This is a genomic window from Cedecea neteri NBRC 105707 = ATCC 33855 (genome assembly GCF_001571265.1).
GTDB lineage: Bacteria > Pseudomonadota > Gammaproteobacteria > Enterobacterales > Enterobacteriaceae > Cedecea > Cedecea neteri.
Window position 1 is genome coordinate 51617 of record NZ_BCTL01000036.1, and the last position, 16740, is coordinate 68356.

Consider the following 16740-nt stretch of genomic DNA (forward strand, 5'->3'; position numbering starts at 1 on the left):
TTACTCTGCGTCTTTAGGCGCTTCGCGGTTTTCCAGCTCGGTCAGGCGCTGCTCGAGGAGAGCCAGCTTCTCGCGGGTGCGCAACAGGACCTGAGTCTGGACGTCAAACTCTTCGCGGCTTACCAGGTCAAGGCGGGTTAGCTGAGACTGCAGCACCTGGCGTACTTTTTTCTCCACGTCATCCCCGAACTCACGAATCCCTTTCGGCATTGACTCATGGACCTGACGGGCGATTTGTTCAATTTTTTTCGGGTCAATCATAGCGGCTTCCATTATCTGGCGGGTTATTGGGCTAATTGTAATGCCTGATTGCTAGGGGATAAACTGGAAATGTTGCCTGCGTAATCGTTGCCCACAAAAATGATTAGCGCTATAGTGAACCTGCTTATTCTCAGGGCGGGGCGAAACTCCCCACCGGCGGTAAATCAGCGAACGCTGAAAGCCCGCGAGCGCTTCAGGCTTTGCCTGAAGGTCAGCAGATCCGGTGTAATTCCGGGGCCGACGGTTAAAGTCCGGATGGGAGAGAGTAACGATCACGTCAGGCTTCGGCCTGCCCGCGTTATTTTTTTAGCTCCTAAGACTGCCCTGATTCTGGTAACCATAATTTTAATGAGGTTTTTTTACCATGAATCAGACGCTACTTTCTGCATTTGGCACCCCGACTGAGCGCGTTGAGCGTGCTCTTGATGCGCTTCGCGAAGGCCGTGGCGCCATGGTTCTCGACGACGAAAATCGTGAGAACGAAGGCGATATGATCTTCCCGGCTGAAACCATGACCGTTGAGCAAATGGCGCTGACCATTCGCCACGGGAGCGGTATTGTCTGCCTGTGCCTGACCGACGAACGCCGTAAACAGCTCGATCTGCCAATGATGGTCGAAAACAACACCAGCGCTTTTGGCACCGGTTTTACCGTGACCATTGAAGCTGCTCACGGCGTCACGACCGGCGTTTCTGCTGCTGACCGCCTGACCACCGTACGCGCGGCAATTGCCGACGGCGCGAAACCAAGCGATCTGCATCGTCCTGGCCACGTTTTCCCACTGCGCGCGCAGCCGGGCGGTGTGTTAACCCGCGGTGGCCACACCGAAGCCACTATCGACCTGGTTTCTCTGGCCGGTTTCAAACCCGCTGGCGTCCTGTGTGAGCTGACTAACGACGATGGCACCATGGCGCGCGCGCCGGAGTGCATCGAGTTCGCCCGCAAACACAATATGGCCGTTGTGACCATCGAAGATCTGGTGGAATATCGCCAGGCGCAAGCGCGCAAAGCCAGCTAAAAAAGTAAAGCCCGGTCAGCGCGATCGGGCTTTTGTATTTCACCTCACTTCCGCTGTTTTCGTCTTTTCAGACCTGTTCAAAATTTCTGATGATCATCATCATGCTTATCTGAGTTCTTCCCCTAAAAATTGGGCGTAATCTGTGTTCATTAAAGCTTAGCCATTTAAGGACACCCTCATGACAACCCAACGTATGCCCGCGCTGTTCCTTGGTCACGGTAGCCCGATGAACGTGCTGGAAGATAACCGTTATACCCGTGCCTGGGCGCAGCTTGGCGAAACGCTGCCGCGGCCAAAAGCGATTGTGGTGGTGTCGGCCCACTGGTTCACCCGTGGAACAGGCGTGACCGCGATGGAAGCGCCGAAGACGATTCACGACTTTGGCGGTTTTCCGCAGGCGCTGTATGACACACATTACCCGGCGCCCGGCTCGCCTGAACTGGCGCAGCAGCTGGTTGATCTGCTGGCCCCGACGCCTGTGGCGTTAGATAAAGAGGCGTGGGGCTTTGACCACGGTTCATGGGGTGTGCTGATCAAGATGTACCCGAATGCGGATATCCCGATGGTGCAACTGAGTATCGACAGCACGAAGCCGGCAGCCTGGCATTTGGAGGTTGGCCGCAAACTCGCCACGCTGCGTGACCAGGGCATTATGCTGGTGGCGAGCGGTAACGTGGTGCACAACCTGCGCACCGCCCGCTGGCACGGTGAAAATACGCCATATCCCTGGGCCGAGTCGTTTAATGACTATGTTAAAGCCAACCTAACCTGGCAGGGGCCTGCGGAGCAGCATCCGCTGGTGAACTATCTCAGCCATGAAGGTGGTTCACTGTCTAACCCTACGCCGGAACACTTCCTGCCGCTGCTTTATGTGCTGGGCGCGTGGGACGGCAAAGAGCCGGTCACGATTCCGGTCGACGGAATTGAGATGGGATCGCTGAGTATGCTGTCGGTTGTGGTGGGATAAAGAAAAGGCGCCGGATGGCGCCTTTTTTAACGTTTATTCCACAAAAATATGCGGATAGAAACGGGAAAGATCCTGCGTAATAAGTTCGCGATCTTCACGAATACCGATCCCAGCAGGTTGATCGTTAATCAGCCAGCTGCCAATTAGCGTATAGCTGTCGCCGAATTTAGGTAGCTGATAGAACTGTTGGACGATCATGCCTTCTTCGCCGTAAGGACCGTCAACGCGAGCGATCTCCTGCCCATTTTCGATGATCTTCACGTTGGCGCCTTCGCGGGAAAAGATTGGCTTCACGACGTATTTTTCCATCGGCGGGAAGTTATCTTCGGCGAAATAGGCTGGCAGCAGGTTAGGGTGGTTCGGGAACATCTCCCACAGCATCGGCAGCAGGGCTTTGTTGGAGATAATGCTTTTCCAGGCCGGCTCCAGCCAGCGCACGCCAGCATCTTCCAGTTTGGTAGAGAACATCTCACGGAGCATGAATTCCCACGGGTAGAGTTTGAACAGGTTGCTGATAACCTGATCCTGCAGATCGGTGAACTGTCCTTTCTCCCCGAGACCAATTTCCTCAATAAAGAGGAATTCGCTGGCGACGTCAGATTCGGCGGCGCAGTCCTGCAGATACTGCACTGTGCCGCGATCTTCGACGGTGTCCTGGCAGCAGGCAAAGTGCAACAGATTAAAGCCGTGCTGCTGCTTTAGCTCGGCGAAGCGTTCAATCAGCTTTTCCTGCAGGCTGTTGAACTGGTCTGCGCCTTCGGGCAGGTTACCTGCAGCGACCTGATCTTCAAGCCAGATCCACTGGAAGAACGCCGCTTCATACAGCGACGTTGGCGTATCGGCATTGTTTTCCAGCAGCTTGGGTTCACCCACGCCATCCCACGCCAGATCCAGGCGGGAATAAAGGGAAGGCTGCTGGCTGCGCCAGGACTGGCGAACAAATTCCCAGGTGTGTTTCGGAATGCGAAAACGGGCCATCAGCTCGTCGCTGGCCACCACCTTTTCCACGACCTGGAGACACATTTGATGAAGTTCGGCAGTCACCTCTTCCAGGCGTTCAACCTGAGCCAGCGTGAGCTTGTAATAGGCGTCTTCACACCAGTACGGCTCGCCGTACATGGTGTGGAAATTGAAGCCGTACTCTGTGGCTTTTTCGCGCCAGTCAGGACGCTCAACGATAGAAACTCTTTCCATGATTGATCAGCCGCCCATCGAACGGCTGCTGCCGGAGGTGGCGCTGCTGCGCTGCATGGTAGATTGCTTGGCAACGGATTCACCAAAGCCGCCGCGCGTCACCGTTGAGGTCGTGGCTGGTTTTGGCGCCATTGCGCTTTTCGGGACGGTCGTCGTCCGGCCTGGCGTGGCCGCACCGTAGCTCTTACCGCTGGCATCGGCGTACTTGCCGTAAGCCGGGCTGGCCGGGTTTTTCGAGGTAAACAGCGGTTGCTGTGCAAAGCCCGCGCCGCCGCCCATCAGGCGACCCATCATGTACCCCGCCATCAGCGGCATCCAGAAGCTACCGCTTTGCTGGGGCTGTGCCTGAGCCTGGCTTTCACCTGCAAGGCTTGCCTGAGCAGGAGCTTGCTGGCACTGGCCTTCGCCAAACTCGGCGACACAGGCTTCACGGGAAGCATATTTCGGCGCCGTGCGTTCGGCTTCTTTCAGGGCGTTATTATAGGCGGTGGTACATTCCGCGCTTTTGCTCGGGTTTGCCTGCGAGCAGTCGTCCGCGTTTTGATACATTGAGACGGTTTCGTCGTTTTGTTCACAGCCGGCCAGCATAAAGACGGCGGTAACAGCTAACGCCACCGGCGTTAAATGGCGTGCGTTCCAGCTTTTGCGGAACGATGAATGATTTATATTTTTTGTCCGTTTCATTTAATCAGTCCTGAGCCCAGTAGGTTTGGTGCTAAGGATAGGGGATGAGCGGTTGAAATTGAAGCGATGTTGGCCTGTTGGCAGGGGATCTTTACGTTGCCTTACGTTCAAATGCGAGACAGAAAAAAAGGGGCGTAAAAATACGCCCCTTTCATTGGCATTCCGGCGATTAATTAGCGAATGGGTTCGCTTTTTTGCCGCTGGTGGCCGCTGCCGGAGTGGCATGCGCCGCTTTAGTGGATGTCGTCGCTGGCGTGGTGTTGTAACCGTCAGCACGAGCATCTTGATCTGGGGTTTCCGGGGCAACGCTGTCTGCAGAGGTTGAAACCGGTTTGCCCAGCGCATTGTTCAGCGCAATCAGATCCTGCTCGTTCAACGTCCCCAGCGCTGATTTAATATTCAGCTGATTAATCAGGTAGTTGTAACGTGCGCTGGACAGCTGTTGCTTCGCGTTATACAGCGTGGTGGTAGCGTCCAGCACGTCAACGATAGTACGGGTGCCGACCGAATAACCGGCTTCCATCGCATCCAGAGAACTTTGCGCAGACACAACGGCCTGTTTGTAAGCGTTGATGGTGCTGATAGAGGCGTTCACGTTGTTAAAGGAAGAACGCACGGTCTGGACTACGCTGCGGTGCGCGCTTTCCAACTGCTCGCTGGCGCCAACAAAGTTGTACTGCGCCTGTTTAACCTGAGAGTTAACCTGACCCCCCTGGTAAAGCGGCAGGGAGAAGCTCAGGCCAACCTGGTTCTGCCCTTTGTAGCTGTTGTCATACGCCGAATTATTGGCTGTTTTTGAACCGTTATAGCTGGTGTTAGACACGCCGCTGGACGCGTTCAGGCTCAGGGTCGGCAGGTGGCCGTCTTCAGCAAGGCGAATTTGTTCGCGCGCAAGATCCTGGCTCAGGCGAGCCTGAAGCAGGCTAAGGTTGCGTTTCTCAGCGTCTTTCAGCAGGTTATTCACCGCATCTGGCTTGGTGGTTTTAAAACCATCAACGTTCAGAGAAGCCAGGCTCAGATAGTCGTTACCGGTGACCTGGCGCAGAGATTCCACCGCGTTGTCCAGATTATTGCGGGCGGTAACTTCGTTCGCCAGCACGGTGTCGTACTGCGCGCGGGCGTTCTGTACGTCAGTGATTGCAACCAGGCCTACGTTAAAGCGCTGAGTGGTCTGATCCAACTGGCGGTAGATAGCCTGTTTCTGCGCTTCAGTATAGGAAAGCGCGTCAATTGCGCTCAGCACATTAAAATAGGCTGTTGCGGTGTTTAGGATCAGCGACTGCTGATCGGTCTGGAAGCTGACATCCTGAATCCCTGCGGTTTTTTCCTGCAGGCTCAGTGCGCGCCATTTCGACATATCAAAAATGGTTTGCGTCAGCTGTAACGTTGCGCTTGTGGCGTTGGAATTAACACCATTCTGATCGCGGAAACCGTTGCCGTAGGTGTAATCTGCACCCAGGCCCAGTTGTGGTAATAATGGGCTGCGTGCTTCATTAATTTTTTCGAATGCGGCGTCACGATCAGCAGCGGATTTACGCAGGTCTGGGTTGCTGGTGCGGGCCTGTTGATAAACCTGCAGCAGGTTTTCTGCCTGGCTCATGGCGCTGAAACCCGTTAGGCTCAGACCGATAAGAATGGGGAGCAGTTTCTTCATTTGCATTCCTTGTTGTGAAGCAGAATTATTTTGTTTAACGCCGACAGGAGTCAAAGATGATCGCCGATTCTACAGATTCCGTCAGCCGGGCAGGTTGGCGTAAAGTGCCATCTACCTTAATTTTCACCAATCTACCACATCAAAATTGAAAGGGCAGTTACGCAGGGTTGAAATCGCCCAGCCAGCGCCCATTTGCCATCAGGACATCATCTATGAACAAGTCAGAAAAGCTAGCGGCTACTTTCGCCAAAAAGGATGTAGAAATTATTGCACGGGAAACGCTTTATCGTGGCTTTTTTTCACTCGATCTTTATCGTTTTCGCCATCGTTTGTTTAACGGCGAAATGAGTGGTGAGGTCAGGCGTGAAATTTTTGAGCGCGGTCACGCTGCGGTGCTGCTACCCTATGACCCTGTGCGCGATGAAGTCGTGCTAATAGAGCAGATTCGTATTGCCGCCTGGGACAGCAGTGAAACCCCGTGGCTGTTGGAAATGATCGCCGGCATGATTGAAGAAGGTGAAAGCATAGAAGATGTTGCGCGCCGCGAAGCCGTAGAAGAGGCGGGCCTTACCGTGGGTCGGACCAAACCGGTTCTGAGCTATTTAGCCAGCCCTGGCGGCACCAGCGAAAGGTTGTCTATTTTAGTCGGCGAAGTGGATGCCACTCAGGCCAAAGGTATTCATGGCCTGGTGGAAGAAAACGAAGATATTCGTGTTCATGTGGTCAGCCGGGAGCAGGCTTACCAGTGTGTCGAAGAGGGGAGCATCGACAACGCGGCGTCGGTCATCGCTTTGCAATGGCTGCAGCTGCATTATGAGCAACTAAGAAAAGAGTGGAACCACTGATTATGAAGCGCTATACCCCTGACTTCCCCGAAATGATGCGTTTGTGCGAAACCAACTTCGCGCAGCTGCGCCGCCTGTTGCCAAAAAATGATGCAGCGGGCGAAACGGTAACCTATCAGGTTAATAGCGCCAGATATCGCTTAACTATCTCAGAATCAACGCGTTATACAACGCTAGTGGAAATTGAACAAACGCAACCCGCGGTGAGTTACTGGAGCCTGCCGTCAATGTCGGTCAGGCTGTATCACGATGCGATGGTGGCGGAAGTGTGTTCAAGCCAGCAGATCTTTCGCTTCAAAGCGCGATATGATTATCCGAATAAAAAGTTGCATCAACGCGACGAAAAGCATCAAATTAACCAGTTTCTTGCTGATTGGCTGCGCTACTGTTTAGCGCATGGAGCAATGGCCTTGCCCGTGTATACCTAGTTTTTTAGGGACCAGGACGGCTAACGGCACAACGCCCTGAATAAATGGATGATATTGATACCCTGAATGAATCGAGCTGCCGCCTGGATATCAGCAGCTTAAGTGTGGTGGGTAGTAAGTGTGCGTGAAACCTAAGGACACCATTTGGAAAGCCTGTTAACCCTTCCTGTGGCCGATGGAGGCCGAATCAGGATACTGCAAATAACCGATACCCATTTGTTCGCCGGAAAGAACGAAACGCTGCTCGGCATAAATACCTGGAAGAGCTATCAGGCGGTGTTGACCGCCATTCTCGCCGAACAGCGTACCTGCGACTTACTGGTGGCAACCGGGGATTTGGCCCAGGATCACAGCGTGGAGGCTTATCAGCACTTTGCTGAAGGGATCTCCCGTATTTCTGCGCCTTGCGTTTGGCTGCCAGGTAACCACGATTTTCAGCCTGCGATGTTTAACGCCCTGCAGGACGCGGGTATTTCCCCGGCAAAGCGCGTTTACATCGGCGACCACTGGCAAATCTTGCTGCTGGATAGCCAGGTTTTTGGTGTTCCCCACGGTGAACTGAGCGATTTCCAGTTGGAATGGCTCGAGCGTCAGCTGGCTGCGGCTCCTGAGCGTCACACGTTACTTCTGCTGCATCATCATCCTCTGCCTGCCGGCTGTAGCTGGCTGGATCAGCACAGCCTGCGCAATGCTGCCGCACTGGATGCCGTGCTTAAGCCCTGGCCACAGGTGAAAACTCTGCTTTGTGGACACATTCATCAGGAACTGGATCTCGACTGGAACGGTCGTAGAATGCTGGCCACGCCTTCGACATGCGTCCAGTTCAAACCCCACTGCGCCAATTTCACGCTCGACACCATTGAGCCGGGCTGGCGCTGGCTCGATCTTTACCCTGACGGCAGCCTGACGACAGAAGTTTGCCGTCTGCAAAGCGGTAAATTTAGCCCCGACACGGATTCTGAGGGTTATTAATGCCTGCGTTACTGTATCTGCACGGGTTTAATAGCTCTCCGGCCTCCGCAAAAGCGACCCTTTTTAAGGCATGGCTGGCGCAGCATCACCCTGAAATTGAAATGATTGTGCCTCAGTTGCCGCCGTACCCGGCAGAAGCCTCCGAGCTGCTGGAGTCGCTTGTGCTTGAGCGTGGAGGAGAGCCGCTGGGCGTTGTGGGGTCTTCCCTGGGCGGCTATTATGCGACCTGGCTTTCGCAGTGCTTTACTCTGCCAGCGGTGGTGGTCAACCCGGCCGTTCGCCCCTTTGAGCTGCTGGTGGGTTATCTCGGTAAAAACGAGAACCCCTACACCGGGCAGCAATATGTGCTAGAGTCACGCCATATTTACGATCTGAAAGTTATGCAGATTGACCCGCTGGAAGCACCGGACCTGATTTGGCTGTTGCAACAAACGGGTGATGAGGTGCTTGATTACCGCCAGGCCGTAGCCTACTACGCGCTCTGCCGTCAGACGGTGAAACCCGGTGGCAATCATGCCTTTACGGGCTTCGAAGATTATTTCACACAGATTGTCGACTTCCTCGGCTTGCGCTGAGGCCTGACGGCCGATTTCCTGTTTCGCTATCTGAATGAATAAACCATGACGCAATCCTATAATGCCGATGATATAGAGGTACTCACCGGGCTTGAGCCTGTTCGCCGCCGCCCGGGGATGTACACTGACACTACTCGTCCTAACCATTTAGGGCAGGAAGTCATTGATAACAGCGTGGATGAGGCGCTGGCAGGTCACGCTAAGCGCGTGGATGTCATCCTGCACGCCGACCAGTCGCTGGAAGTCATTGATGACGGGCGTGGGATGCCTGTTGATATCCATTCCGAAGAGAAGGTACCGGCCATTGAGCTGATCCTTTGCCGTCTGCATGCCGGCGGTAAATTCTCAAATAAAAACTACCAATTCTCCGGCGGCCTCCACGGCGTAGGGATCTCTGTGGTTAACGCCCTTTCCAAACGCGTTGAAGTGACCGTCCGCCGCGACGCTCAGGTATACAGCATCGCTTTTGAAAACGGCGAGAAGGTGCAAGATCTGGAAGTGATTGGTACCTGCGGCAAGCGTAATACCGGGACCAGCGTGCACTTCTGGCCGGATGAAAGCTTCTTCGATAGCCCGCGTTTTTCCGTTTCACGCCTCAGCCACCTGCTGAAAGCGAAGGCCGTATTATGTCCGGGTGTCGAGATTACTTTTACCGATAAGGTGAATAATACCGAGCAGCGCTGGTGCTATCAGGACGGCCTTAACGACTACCTGTGCGAAGCCGTAAATGGCCTGATTACCCTGCCGGAAGCGCCGTTTATCGGCAATTTCTCAGGTGATACCGAAGCCGTTGACTGGGCGCTGCTCTGGCTGCCAGAAGGCGGTGAACTGCTGACGGAAAGCTACGTAAACCTGATCCCCACCATGCAGGGCGGTACTCACGTAAATGGCCTGCGTCAGGGCCTGCTCGACGCGATGCGTGAGTTCTGTGAATACCGCAATATTCTGCCGCGCGGCGTGAAGCTCTCCGCGGAAGATATCTGGGAGCGCTGCGCTTATGTGCTGTCGGTAAAAATGCAGGATCCTCAGTTTGCCGGTCAGACCAAAGAACGCCTCTCTTCACGTCAGTGCGCGGCTTTCGTCTCCGGCGTAGTGAAAGATGCTTTCAGCCTGTGGCTGAACCAGAACGTGCAGGCGGCAGAACAGCTGGCCGAGCTGGCAATTTCCAGCGCCCAGCGCCGTATGCGTGCGGCGAAGAAGGTTGTACGTAAGAAGCTGACCAGCGGCCCGGCATTACCTGGCAAGTTGGCGGACTGTAGCGCGCAGGATTTGAGCCGCACCGAGCTTTTCCTGGTGGAAGGGGACTCGGCGGGCGGCTCAGCGAAGCAGGCTCGTGACCGTGAGTATCAGGCGATCATGCCGTTGAAAGGGAAAATCCTGAACACATGGGAAGTTTCTTCTGACGAAGTGCTGGCCTCGCAGGAGGTTCACGATATCTCCGTGGCGATCGGCATCGATCCGGACAGCGAAGATCTGAGCCAGCTGCGCTATGGCAAGGTTTGTATTCTTGCGGATGCGGACTCCGATGGTCTGCATATTGCCACCTTGCTGTGCGCGCTCTTTGTCCGCCACTTCCGGTCATTAGTGAAAGGCGGCCACGTTTACGTAGCAATGCCGCCGCTCTACCGCATCGACTTGGGCAAAGAGGTTTATTACGCGCTGGATGAAGAAGAAAAAGCGGGCGTGCTGGAACAGCTTAAGCGCAAAAAAGGCAAGCCAAACGTGCAGCGCTTTAAAGGGCTGGGTGAGATGAACCCGCTTCAGCTTCGCGAAACCACGCTTGATCCGAATACCCGCCGTCTGGTTCAACTGACCATCAGCGATGAAGACGATCAGCGCACGCTGGCGACGATGGATATGCTGTTGGCCAAGAAACGTTCAGAAGACCGTCGTAACTGGCTGCAAGAAAAAGGTGATCTGGCCGATATCGAGGGCTAAACACTTTTCTCTAAAACGTAAAAGGGATGGCAAAAGCCATCCCTTTTTGCATTCTTAGACGCCTGTTACTTCACGGCTTCTTCGAGAATGCGGATATGCACTTCCAGCACGTCGTCTTTCACGCGGGCGCTATGCTCTTTCATGTGCGTGGTCTGAAGATGCGCTTCCAGGTGCGCAACGCTTTCCCATTTTTCGAGCATGAAGATGGAGTCCGGGGCGGTTGTCTGGAACGTTACCTGGGCGTTATGATCGACCAGCGGCGCGTAGCCGTGGCAGCCTTTTTCCTGCAGCACAGTTGGAATAATTTTCTCAAACGCTGCAATTACCGCCTGGCGATGGTGTGAACCAGGACGCGTGCGAATTTCTGCAATCACTGTCAGCATGACTAACTCCTTATGTTATCCGGCCAACAGTTAAGCAAAAATAGCAGCCAGATGCTTGCGATATTCTGCTACATAATGTGGCACGTCAGGTGCTTTGATAACGTCATTAGCGATAAAGGTAGGTAACCCTTCCATGCCCAGGAACTGGTTCGCCTTGTGGAACGGAAGATACACGCCGTCTACGCCAACGCCATGGAAGAACTGATCTTTTTCGGTGAAAGCTTCTAAAGGCGCGTTCCACGTCAGGGAGATCATGTAGGTTTTACCCTGAATCAGACCACCGGAGCCATATTTTTTAGACGCGTCTGAACGTGTACGGCCGTCGCTCGCATACAGCGAACCGTGGCCTTCAGTGAACACATCGTCAATGTACTTTTTGACCGTCCACGGGGCGCCCATCCACCAGCCTGGCATCTGCCAGATGATGCTGTCTGCCCAAAGGAATTTCTCAACTTCCGCTTTAACGTCGTATTCACTGTCTGCGCGGGTTACCTGAACATCATGTCCGAGGTCGCGCAAATAGCTTTCCGCGACTTCAGTCATGGTGTCATTGAGCTGGCCGTTAGAATGGCCGAATTTTTTACCGCCGTTAATAATCAGGATGTTGCTCATCGTTAGCCCTTAAATAATTACGTTTGCCAATCATTATAATGAGCGCGTTACTGTGAAAAAATGACCAAAATGTGCAAAGACTTTTGCTGTGTAAGCAATAATCAGGCTGAAATCTCTCAGCTCCAACTGATATGAACCCTAAAACCGCCGCTTTCTACGTTGCCGAAAGTTGCCTTCATACCGTGCAGCGCCGCAATTCGACTCACGATAGACAGCCCTAGCCCGCTGCCGGTTTTTAGCTGCCCTGGCGGGCGGAAGAAACGTTCGCCCAAAGAGGCAAGATATTCAGGGTTCACGCCCGGCCCATTGTCGATAACCTCAAGGTCATGTTCGTTTAGCACGACGTTCACAACGCTGCCTGCCGGACTGTAACGGACGGCGTTATCCAGGATATTGCGTAGCATCAACCCGAGTAGAAGTGGCTGGCCACGGCGAATCACCGATTGCTCCAACATCTGTAGGCGAATATCAATGTGTTCTCGCTGGGCCCCGTGCCACGCTTCCATCACGTTTTCCTGAAGTAGCGTCTGCAGTGATACTTCTTGCACATCGTTAAGTTCAGCCAGGGAGTCGAGTCGGGAAAGCGTAAGTAGCTGTTCAACAAGACGAGAGGCGCGATCGATGCCGTGGTGAAGCTGGTTTAGCGCCTGATCTCTGACCTGGGTATCATCTTCGGCGAGTTGAGCCACCTCAGCCTGTACCTTCAGGGCGGCCAGCGGGGTACGGAGTTCGTGCGCGGCATCGGACGTAAAGCGCCTTTCACGCTGCATAAACGCTTCCGTGCGCTCAAAAAGCTGATTTAAGGCTTCCACCAGCGGCCTGACCTCCAGTGGAAGCGCCTGTGTCGCCAGCCTGCTGCTGTCGCCCGGAGGACGATGCTGTAGTTTTTGCGTTAGCTTACGCAGCGGTGCCAGTTCTGAGCTGACTAACCAAATCAGCAACACCAGCATCAGCGGCAGCGCGATTAGCCAGGGCGTTAACTGAGCGGAAACGATGTCCAGGGCCATATCGTTCCTGTAGTCCCACTCCTGGCCGACCACGATGCGATAATGCCCATCAGGCGTAGTCAGCCAGACCAGGCGCCATAGATCGTCATCATCCTCAAGTCGCCCGTCAGCAAATCCATCTCTATGCCATGAATAGGTCAGCCCTTTACCGCTGTCGCCGTCATTGAGCACAAGCCTGCCCTCTGTGGTAAAAATGGCGAAGGCTAATGTGTCATCATCAAGTTTACCTCGATGTTTTTTCAGTATTTTTTTACTGCGCGGAAGCTGTGAATCGGCAGTGTTTGCGGCGTTGAAATCCAGCACGCTTAGCCGCTTGGCAAAAAGCAGTTGTTGCGTATCGAAGAGCTTGTTGAGCGATTTGCGGGCTTCATACCACGCGGTGGTACTGGCAATGGCCGCTGCAACAAGGGTAAGTACAATAAACCCTGCAGTCAGGCGGGTGCGCAGGCTTTTGGTCAAGGTGCTTAGCATGAGTCACCTAACGTATAGCCGATGCCGTGCACGGTGCGAATAAAACTGCTGCCCAGTTTTTTGCGAAGATGGTGGATGTGAACTTCAAGGGCGTTACGCGAGACTTCATCGTCCCAGTTATAGATTTTTTCCTCGATCAAGGTGCGTGGCAGAACACGCCCGACATTACGCATTAGCAACTCGAGTAAAGCGAATTCTTTAGGCTTTAGCTGTAAGGGCTCGCCGTTGAGAGATACCGTATGGTTTACCGGTGAAAGCACGACACTCCCATAGGTCAGCTCTGGTTGCGCGTGGCCGTGCGCCCGGCGGATGAGTACCTGCAGCCGGACAGCCACTTCTGTCAGTGCGAAAGGTTTGCAAAGGTAGTCGTCCGCACCCAGTTGCAATCCTTCAATACGCTCTTCCAGTGAGTCTCTGGCTGTCAGTATTAGTACGGGCTGGCTGTGCCCCTCTTTACGCCAGGTTCGCAGAATATCCAGACCATCCATGCCGGGCAGGCTTAGGTCCAGCACCACGGCGTCGTAGGGTGCGAGGCCCAGTGCGGCTTGCCCCTTTGGCCCATCGCTAAACCAGTCAACTGCAAACCCCATTTTGATTAATCCGGCTTTAATACCGTCACCAATCAGTGGGTCATCCTCAATAAGTAACAGGCGCATGGCGCACTCCTTGTGGCTGCCGTTAAGACGTGCAGTAAATACTTGTAGCCTTTGTGTGTACAGAAGAAAAGCCGGCTCCTTCGGCAAAGGCCGCAAATACACAATAAAAATAGTTTCAGCGATGGTGATTAAGATCCCGCTAAGATTTGGGCGTTTTAATGGGGGCCTGGAAACGAAAGGAGAATAACATTATGAAAAAGACAGCTGCTTTATTCGCCATTATTGCTTTAACTTCCGCCCCCCTTTTTGCTGCGCAGACAGGCGGGTTTGTTGACCCGAATGCCTCGGTACAAACTCAGCCTATACAGCAGGGCGGCTTTGTGGGCCCAACAGGGAGTAAAACCACGGTAAAACAGGCCAAAACGTTATCTGATGACACTTGGGTGACACTGACCGGCAAAATAGAACAGCGCATTGGTGGGGATGATTACATTTTCCGCGATGCAACCGACAGCATCAACGTAGACATTGATCATAAGCGTTGGAACGGCCAAGTGGTCACCCCACAGGATACTGTGGAAATTCAGGGTAAAGTGGATAAAGACTGGAATTCGATTGAAATCGACGTAAAGCAAATTAACAAACTGAAGTAACGCTGAAAATGCGGCTTGTCCTTCTGGGCTGCCGCTTCGTATAAAGCTATTCATCGCTATGACTCAACAGGCCAGATAAGGTACTATCGGCGGCAATTACGCCGATTGTGGCCACAATCGGTTCGTCAGTTTGAGGATGAATGAGCAATGAGTGATTTGACTCATGATGGTGCTGAGCGTCTTGCGCTGCACGAATTCACGGAAAATGCGTATCTCAACTATTCCATGTACGTCATCATGGACCGCGCTCTGCCGTTTATCGGCGATGGGCTTAAGCCGGTTCAGCGTCGAATCGTATATGCGATGTCTGAGCTGGGGCTAAACGCCAGCGCGAAATTCAAAAAGTCTGCCCGTACCGTGGGTGATGTGCTGGGTAAATACCATCCGCACGGCGACAGCGCCTGTTATGAAGCGATGGTGCTGATGGCGCAGCCCTTCTCTTACCGCTACCCGCTGGTAGACGGGCAGGGGAACTGGGGCGCGCCGGACGATCCTAAGTCCTTTGCTGCAATGCGTTATACCGAATCTCGCCTGTCGAAGTATGCGGAGCTGCTGCTTAGCGAACTTGGTCAGGGGACGGTAGATTACATCCCGAACTTTGACGGAACGCTGCAGGAGCCAAAAATGCTGCCTGCGCGTTTGCCAAACATTCTGCTTAACGGGACAACCGGCATCGCCGTGGGTATGGCAACCGACATTCCTCCGCATAACCTGCGTGAGGTTGCACAGGCCGCCATAACGCTGATTGACCAGCCAAAAACGACGCTGGAAAGCCTGCTGGATATTGTTCACGGTCCGGACTATCCGACCGAGGCGGAGATCATTACCCCGCGTGAAGATATCCGCAAAATTTACCAGAACGGGCGCGGTTCAGTCCGCATGCGTGCGGTATGGCGTAAAGAAGACGGTGACGTTGTGATCACTGCTCTGCCGCACCAGGTATCGGGTGCTCGCGTGTTGGAGCAGATTGCCAACCAGATGCGCGCGAAAAAGCTGCCGATGGTGGAAGACCTGCGGGATGAATCGAACCATGAAAACCCAACTCGCCTGGTGATTGTGCCTCGTTCCAATCGCGTAGACGTTGAGCAGGTAATGAACCATCTGTTCGCGACCACCGATCTGGAAAAAAGCTACCGCGTTAACCTGAACATGATTGGTCTGGACGGTCGTCCGGCGGTGAAAAACCTGCTGGAGATCCTCAGCGAATGGCTGGTTTACCGCCGCGATACGGTGCGTCGTCGCCTGAACTACCGTCTGGAAAAAGTCCTCAAGCGCCTGCATATCCTCGAAGGTTTGCTGGTGGCATTCCTCAATATCGACGAAGTGATTCACATCATTCGTAGCGAGGATGAGCCCAAGCCGGTACTGATGTCCCGCTTTGATATCAGCGAAACTCAGGCTGAAGCCATTCTTGAGCTGAAGCTTCGCCACCTTGCCAAGCTGGAAGAAATGAAGATCCGCGGCGAGCAGGACGAGCTGGAAAAAGAGCGCGATCGGCTGCAGGGCATTCTCGCTTCCGAGCGCAAAATGGACACCCTGCTGAAAAAAGAGCTGCAGTCCGACGCCGATACCTACGGTGACGCTCGTCGTTCTCCGCTCCATGAGCGCGGCGAAGCGAAAGCGATGAGCGAGCACGATATGGTGCCGTCTGAACCCGTCACCATCGTGCTGTCGCAAATGGGCTGGGTGCGTAGCGCCAAAGGCCACGATATTGACGCACCAGGCCTGAGTTACAAAGCCGGTGACAGCTATCTGGGCTCAGCCAAAGGCAAAAGCAACCAGCCTGTGGCGTTTATCGACTCCACCGGTCGAAGCTATGCGCTGGATCCCATCACGCTGCCGTCAGCACGCGGCCAGGGCGAGCCTTTAACCGGTAAGCTGACGCCACCACCGGGCGCGACGGTTGACTATGTTCTGATGGCTGCGGACGATCAGAAGCTGCTGATGGCGTCTGATGCGGGCTATGGTTTCGTCTGTACCTTTAACGACGTTGTGTCACGTAATCGTGCGGGTAAAACGTTGATTTCCCTCCCGGATAACGCCCGCGTTCTTGCTCCGCTGGAAATTCACAGCGCAGACGACATGCTGTTGGCTATCACCGCCGCCGGGCGCATGCTGATGTTCCCGGTGAGTGACTTACCGGAACTGTCGAAAGGCAAGGGCAATAAAATTATCTCTATCCCGGCAGCCGAAGCGGCGAAGGGTGAAGATAAGCTGGCACATCTGTTTATCCTGCCGCCGCAAAGCACGCTGACGCTGCACGTCGGGAAGCGTAAAATTAAGCTGCGTCCTGAAGAGCTGCAGAAAATTACCGGTGAGCGAGGCCGTCGCGGGACGCTGATGCGTGGCCTGCAGCGTATCGACCGCGTAGATGTCGATTCCCCGATGCGGGCTGGAGCTGGAGACAGCGAAGAATAATCCGGGGTACGGCGGCAAGGTTGCCGCCGTCCGGTGTGTTTTACGCTAAAGCCGATATACTTAT

General features: G+C 54.1%; 17 protein-coding genes and 1 riboswitch. Of the genes, 9 read left to right on the top strand and 8 right to left on the bottom strand.

Annotated elements, in window-relative coordinates:
- Positions 1 to 261, bottom strand: coding sequence for a ubiquinone biosynthesis accessory factor UbiK (gene ubiK / locus CNE01S_RS15700; protein WP_045783999.1), 261 nt, complete (start codon positions 259 to 261; stop codon positions 1 to 3).
- 122 nt (positions 262 to 383) lie between these two features.
- Positions 384 to 532, top strand: a riboswitch (FMN riboswitch).
- 93 nt (positions 533 to 625) lie between these two features.
- Between ubiK and ribB the strand changes: the two genes are divergently transcribed.
- Both ribB and ygiD read left to right on the top strand, forming a co-directional pair.
- Positions 626 to 1279, top strand: coding sequence for a 3,4-dihydroxy-2-butanone-4-phosphate synthase (ribB, locus tag CNE01S_RS15705; RefSeq protein ID WP_008460907.1), 654 nt, complete (start codon positions 626 to 628; stop codon positions 1277 to 1279).
- Positions 1280 to 1457: 178 nt separating this feature from the next.
- Positions 1458 to 2246, top strand: coding sequence for a 4,5-DOPA-extradiol-dioxygenase (gene ygiD, locus CNE01S_RS15710; RefSeq protein WP_061277250.1), 789 nt, complete (start codon positions 1458 to 1460; stop codon positions 2244 to 2246).
- A 33-nt stretch (positions 2247 to 2279) separates the two neighbouring features.
- On the opposite strand, the gene CNE01S_RS15715 is transcribed toward ygiD, so the two are convergent.
- The 3 genes from CNE01S_RS15715 to tolC form a co-directional block, all read right to left on the bottom strand.
- The gene (locus CNE01S_RS15715) at positions 2280 to 3440 is read right to left on the bottom strand and encodes a glutathionylspermidine synthase family protein (protein WP_061277251.1); all 1161 of its coding nucleotides are present in this window, start codon (positions 3438 to 3440) and stop codon (positions 2280 to 2282) included.
- 6 nt (positions 3441 to 3446) lie between these two features.
- On the bottom strand, positions 3447 to 4124 hold the full coding sequence (locus tag CNE01S_RS15720; RefSeq protein WP_061277252.1) for a DUF1190 family protein: 678 nt from the start codon (positions 4122 to 4124) through the stop codon (positions 3447 to 3449).
- Positions 4125 to 4293: 169 nt separating this feature from the next.
- Positions 4294 to 5778 carry an outer membrane channel protein TolC gene (tolC, locus tag CNE01S_RS15725; RefSeq protein ID WP_061277253.1) on the bottom strand — a complete coding sequence of 495 codons (1485 nt, stop codon included), beginning with the start codon at positions 5776 to 5778 and terminating at the stop codon, positions 4294 to 4296.
- Between the two features lie 212 nt (positions 5779 to 5990).
- On the opposite strand from tolC, the gene nudF reads away from it, so the two are divergent.
- The 5 genes from nudF to parE all read left to right on the top strand — a co-directional run bounded on the left by nudF (position 5991) and on the right by parE (position 10536).
- A complete protein-coding gene (nudF, locus tag CNE01S_RS15730; protein WP_061277254.1) occupies positions 5991 to 6623 on the top strand; it encodes an ADP-ribose diphosphatase in 633 nt (210 codons plus the stop codon).
- Positions 6624 to 6625: 2 nt separating this feature from the next.
- Positions 6626 to 7051: a DUF1249 family protein gene (locus tag CNE01S_RS15735; protein ID WP_061277255.1), complete on the top strand. Its 426-nt coding sequence runs from the start codon at positions 6626 to 6628 to the stop codon at positions 7049 to 7051.
- Positions 7052 to 7195: 144 nt separating this feature from the next.
- Positions 7196 to 8023 carry a 3',5'-cyclic-AMP phosphodiesterase gene (gene cpdA, locus CNE01S_RS15740; RefSeq protein WP_061277256.1) on the top strand — a complete coding sequence of 276 codons (828 nt, stop codon included), beginning with the start codon at positions 7196 to 7198 and terminating at the stop codon, positions 8021 to 8023.
- On the top strand, positions 8023 to 8598 hold the full coding sequence (yqiA, locus tag CNE01S_RS15745) for an esterase YqiA (protein WP_061277257.1): 576 nt from the start codon (positions 8023 to 8025) through the stop codon (positions 8596 to 8598). Before cpdA ends, yqiA begins: the two co-directional genes overlap by 1 nt.
- Positions 8599 to 8643: 45 nt before the next feature.
- Complete coding sequence (gene parE, locus CNE01S_RS15750) at positions 8644 to 10536, top strand: DNA topoisomerase IV subunit B (protein ID WP_061277258.1); 1893 nt, start codon at positions 8644 to 8646, stop codon at positions 10534 to 10536.
- Positions 10537 to 10601: 65 nt separating this feature from the next.
- Here parE and CNE01S_RS15755 read toward each other — a convergent pair whose 3' ends face one another.
- The 4 genes from CNE01S_RS15755 to qseB all read right to left on the bottom strand — a co-directional run bounded on the left by CNE01S_RS15755 (position 10602) and on the right by qseB (position 13665).
- Positions 10602 to 10919: a putative quinol monooxygenase gene (locus tag CNE01S_RS15755; RefSeq protein WP_061277259.1), complete on the bottom strand. Its 318-nt coding sequence runs from the start codon at positions 10917 to 10919 to the stop codon at positions 10602 to 10604.
- Positions 10920 to 10949: 30 nt separating this feature from the next.
- Entirely contained in the window at positions 10950 to 11531 is a 582-nt protein-coding gene (locus CNE01S_RS15760) for an NAD(P)H-dependent oxidoreductase (RefSeq protein WP_061277260.1), read from the bottom strand.
- 116 nt (positions 11532 to 11647) lie between these two features.
- Positions 11648 to 13009, bottom strand: a complete 1362-nt coding sequence (gene qseC / locus CNE01S_RS15765; protein WP_061277261.1) for a quorum sensing histidine kinase QseC — start codon at positions 13007 to 13009, stop codon at positions 11648 to 11650.
- Positions 13003 to 13665, bottom strand: coding sequence for a quorum sensing response regulator transcription factor QseB (gene qseB / locus CNE01S_RS15770; RefSeq protein ID WP_061277262.1), 663 nt, complete (start codon positions 13663 to 13665; stop codon positions 13003 to 13005). Before qseB ends, qseC begins: the two co-directional genes overlap by 7 nt.
- A gap of 191 nt (positions 13666 to 13856) precedes the next feature.
- Here qseB and CNE01S_RS15775 point away from each other — a divergent pair, with 191 nt between their 5' ends.
- Positions 13857 to 14258 carry a YgiW/YdeI family stress tolerance OB fold protein gene (locus tag CNE01S_RS15775; protein ID WP_039287810.1) on the top strand — a complete coding sequence of 134 codons (402 nt, stop codon included), beginning with the start codon at positions 13857 to 13859 and terminating at the stop codon, positions 14256 to 14258.
- A gap of 147 nt (positions 14259 to 14405) precedes the next feature.
- Complete coding sequence (gene parC, locus CNE01S_RS15780) at positions 14406 to 16676, top strand: DNA topoisomerase IV subunit A (RefSeq protein ID WP_061277263.1); 2271 nt, start codon at positions 14406 to 14408, stop codon at positions 16674 to 16676.
- Positions 16677 to 16740 lie beyond the last annotated feature (64 nt).

What these genes read in the sequence shown, in the direction of transcription:
- qseB (WP_061277262.1), bottom strand. Translation starts at nt 13,665, where the DNA reads ATGCGCCTGTTACTTATTGAGGATGACCCACTGATTGGTGACGGTATT.
- CNE01S_RS15760 (WP_061277260.1), bottom strand. Translation starts at nt 11,531, where the DNA reads ATGAGCAACATCCTGATTATTAACGGCGGTAAAAAATTCGGCCATTCT.
- CNE01S_RS15715 (WP_061277251.1), bottom strand. Translation starts at nt 3,440, where the DNA reads ATGGAAAGAGTTTCTATCGTTGAGCGTCCTGACTGGCGCGAAAAAGCC.
- ribB (WP_008460907.1), top strand. Translation starts at nt 626, where the DNA reads ATGAATCAGACGCTACTTTCTGCATTTGGCACCCCGACTGAGCGCGTT.
- tolC (WP_061277253.1), bottom strand. Translation starts at nt 5,778, where the DNA reads ATGAAGAAACTGCTCCCCATTCTTATCGGTCTGAGCCTAACGGGTTTC.
- nudF (WP_061277254.1), top strand. Translation starts at nt 5,991, where the DNA reads ATGAACAAGTCAGAAAAGCTAGCGGCTACTTTCGCCAAAAAGGATGTA.
- parE (WP_061277258.1), top strand. Translation starts at nt 8,644, where the DNA reads ATGACGCAATCCTATAATGCCGATGATATAGAGGTACTCACCGGGCTT.
- CNE01S_RS15775 (WP_039287810.1), top strand. Translation starts at nt 13,857, where the DNA reads ATGAAAAAGACAGCTGCTTTATTCGCCATTATTGCTTTAACTTCCGCC.
- parC (WP_061277263.1), top strand. Translation starts at nt 14,406, where the DNA reads ATGAGTGATTTGACTCATGATGGTGCTGAGCGTCTTGCGCTGCACGAA.
- CNE01S_RS15720 (WP_061277252.1), bottom strand. Translation starts at nt 4,124, where the DNA reads ATGAAACGGACAAAAAATATAAATCATTCATCGTTCCGCAAAAGCTGG.
- ubiK (WP_045783999.1), bottom strand. Translation starts at nt 261, where the DNA reads ATGATTGACCCGAAAAAAATTGAACAAATCGCCCGTCAGGTCCATGAG.
- CNE01S_RS15735 (WP_061277255.1), top strand. Translation starts at nt 6,626, where the DNA reads ATGAAGCGCTATACCCCTGACTTCCCCGAAATGATGCGTTTGTGCGAA.
- qseC (WP_061277261.1), bottom strand. Translation starts at nt 13,009, where the DNA reads ATGCTAAGCACCTTGACCAAAAGCCTGCGCACCCGCCTGACTGCAGGG.
- CNE01S_RS15755 (WP_061277259.1), bottom strand. Translation starts at nt 10,919, where the DNA reads ATGCTGACAGTGATTGCAGAAATTCGCACGCGTCCTGGTTCACACCAT.
- yqiA (WP_061277257.1), top strand. Translation starts at nt 8,023, where the DNA reads ATGCCTGCGTTACTGTATCTGCACGGGTTTAATAGCTCTCCGGCCTCC.
- ygiD (WP_061277250.1), top strand. Translation starts at nt 1,458, where the DNA reads ATGACAACCCAACGTATGCCCGCGCTGTTCCTTGGTCACGGTAGCCCG.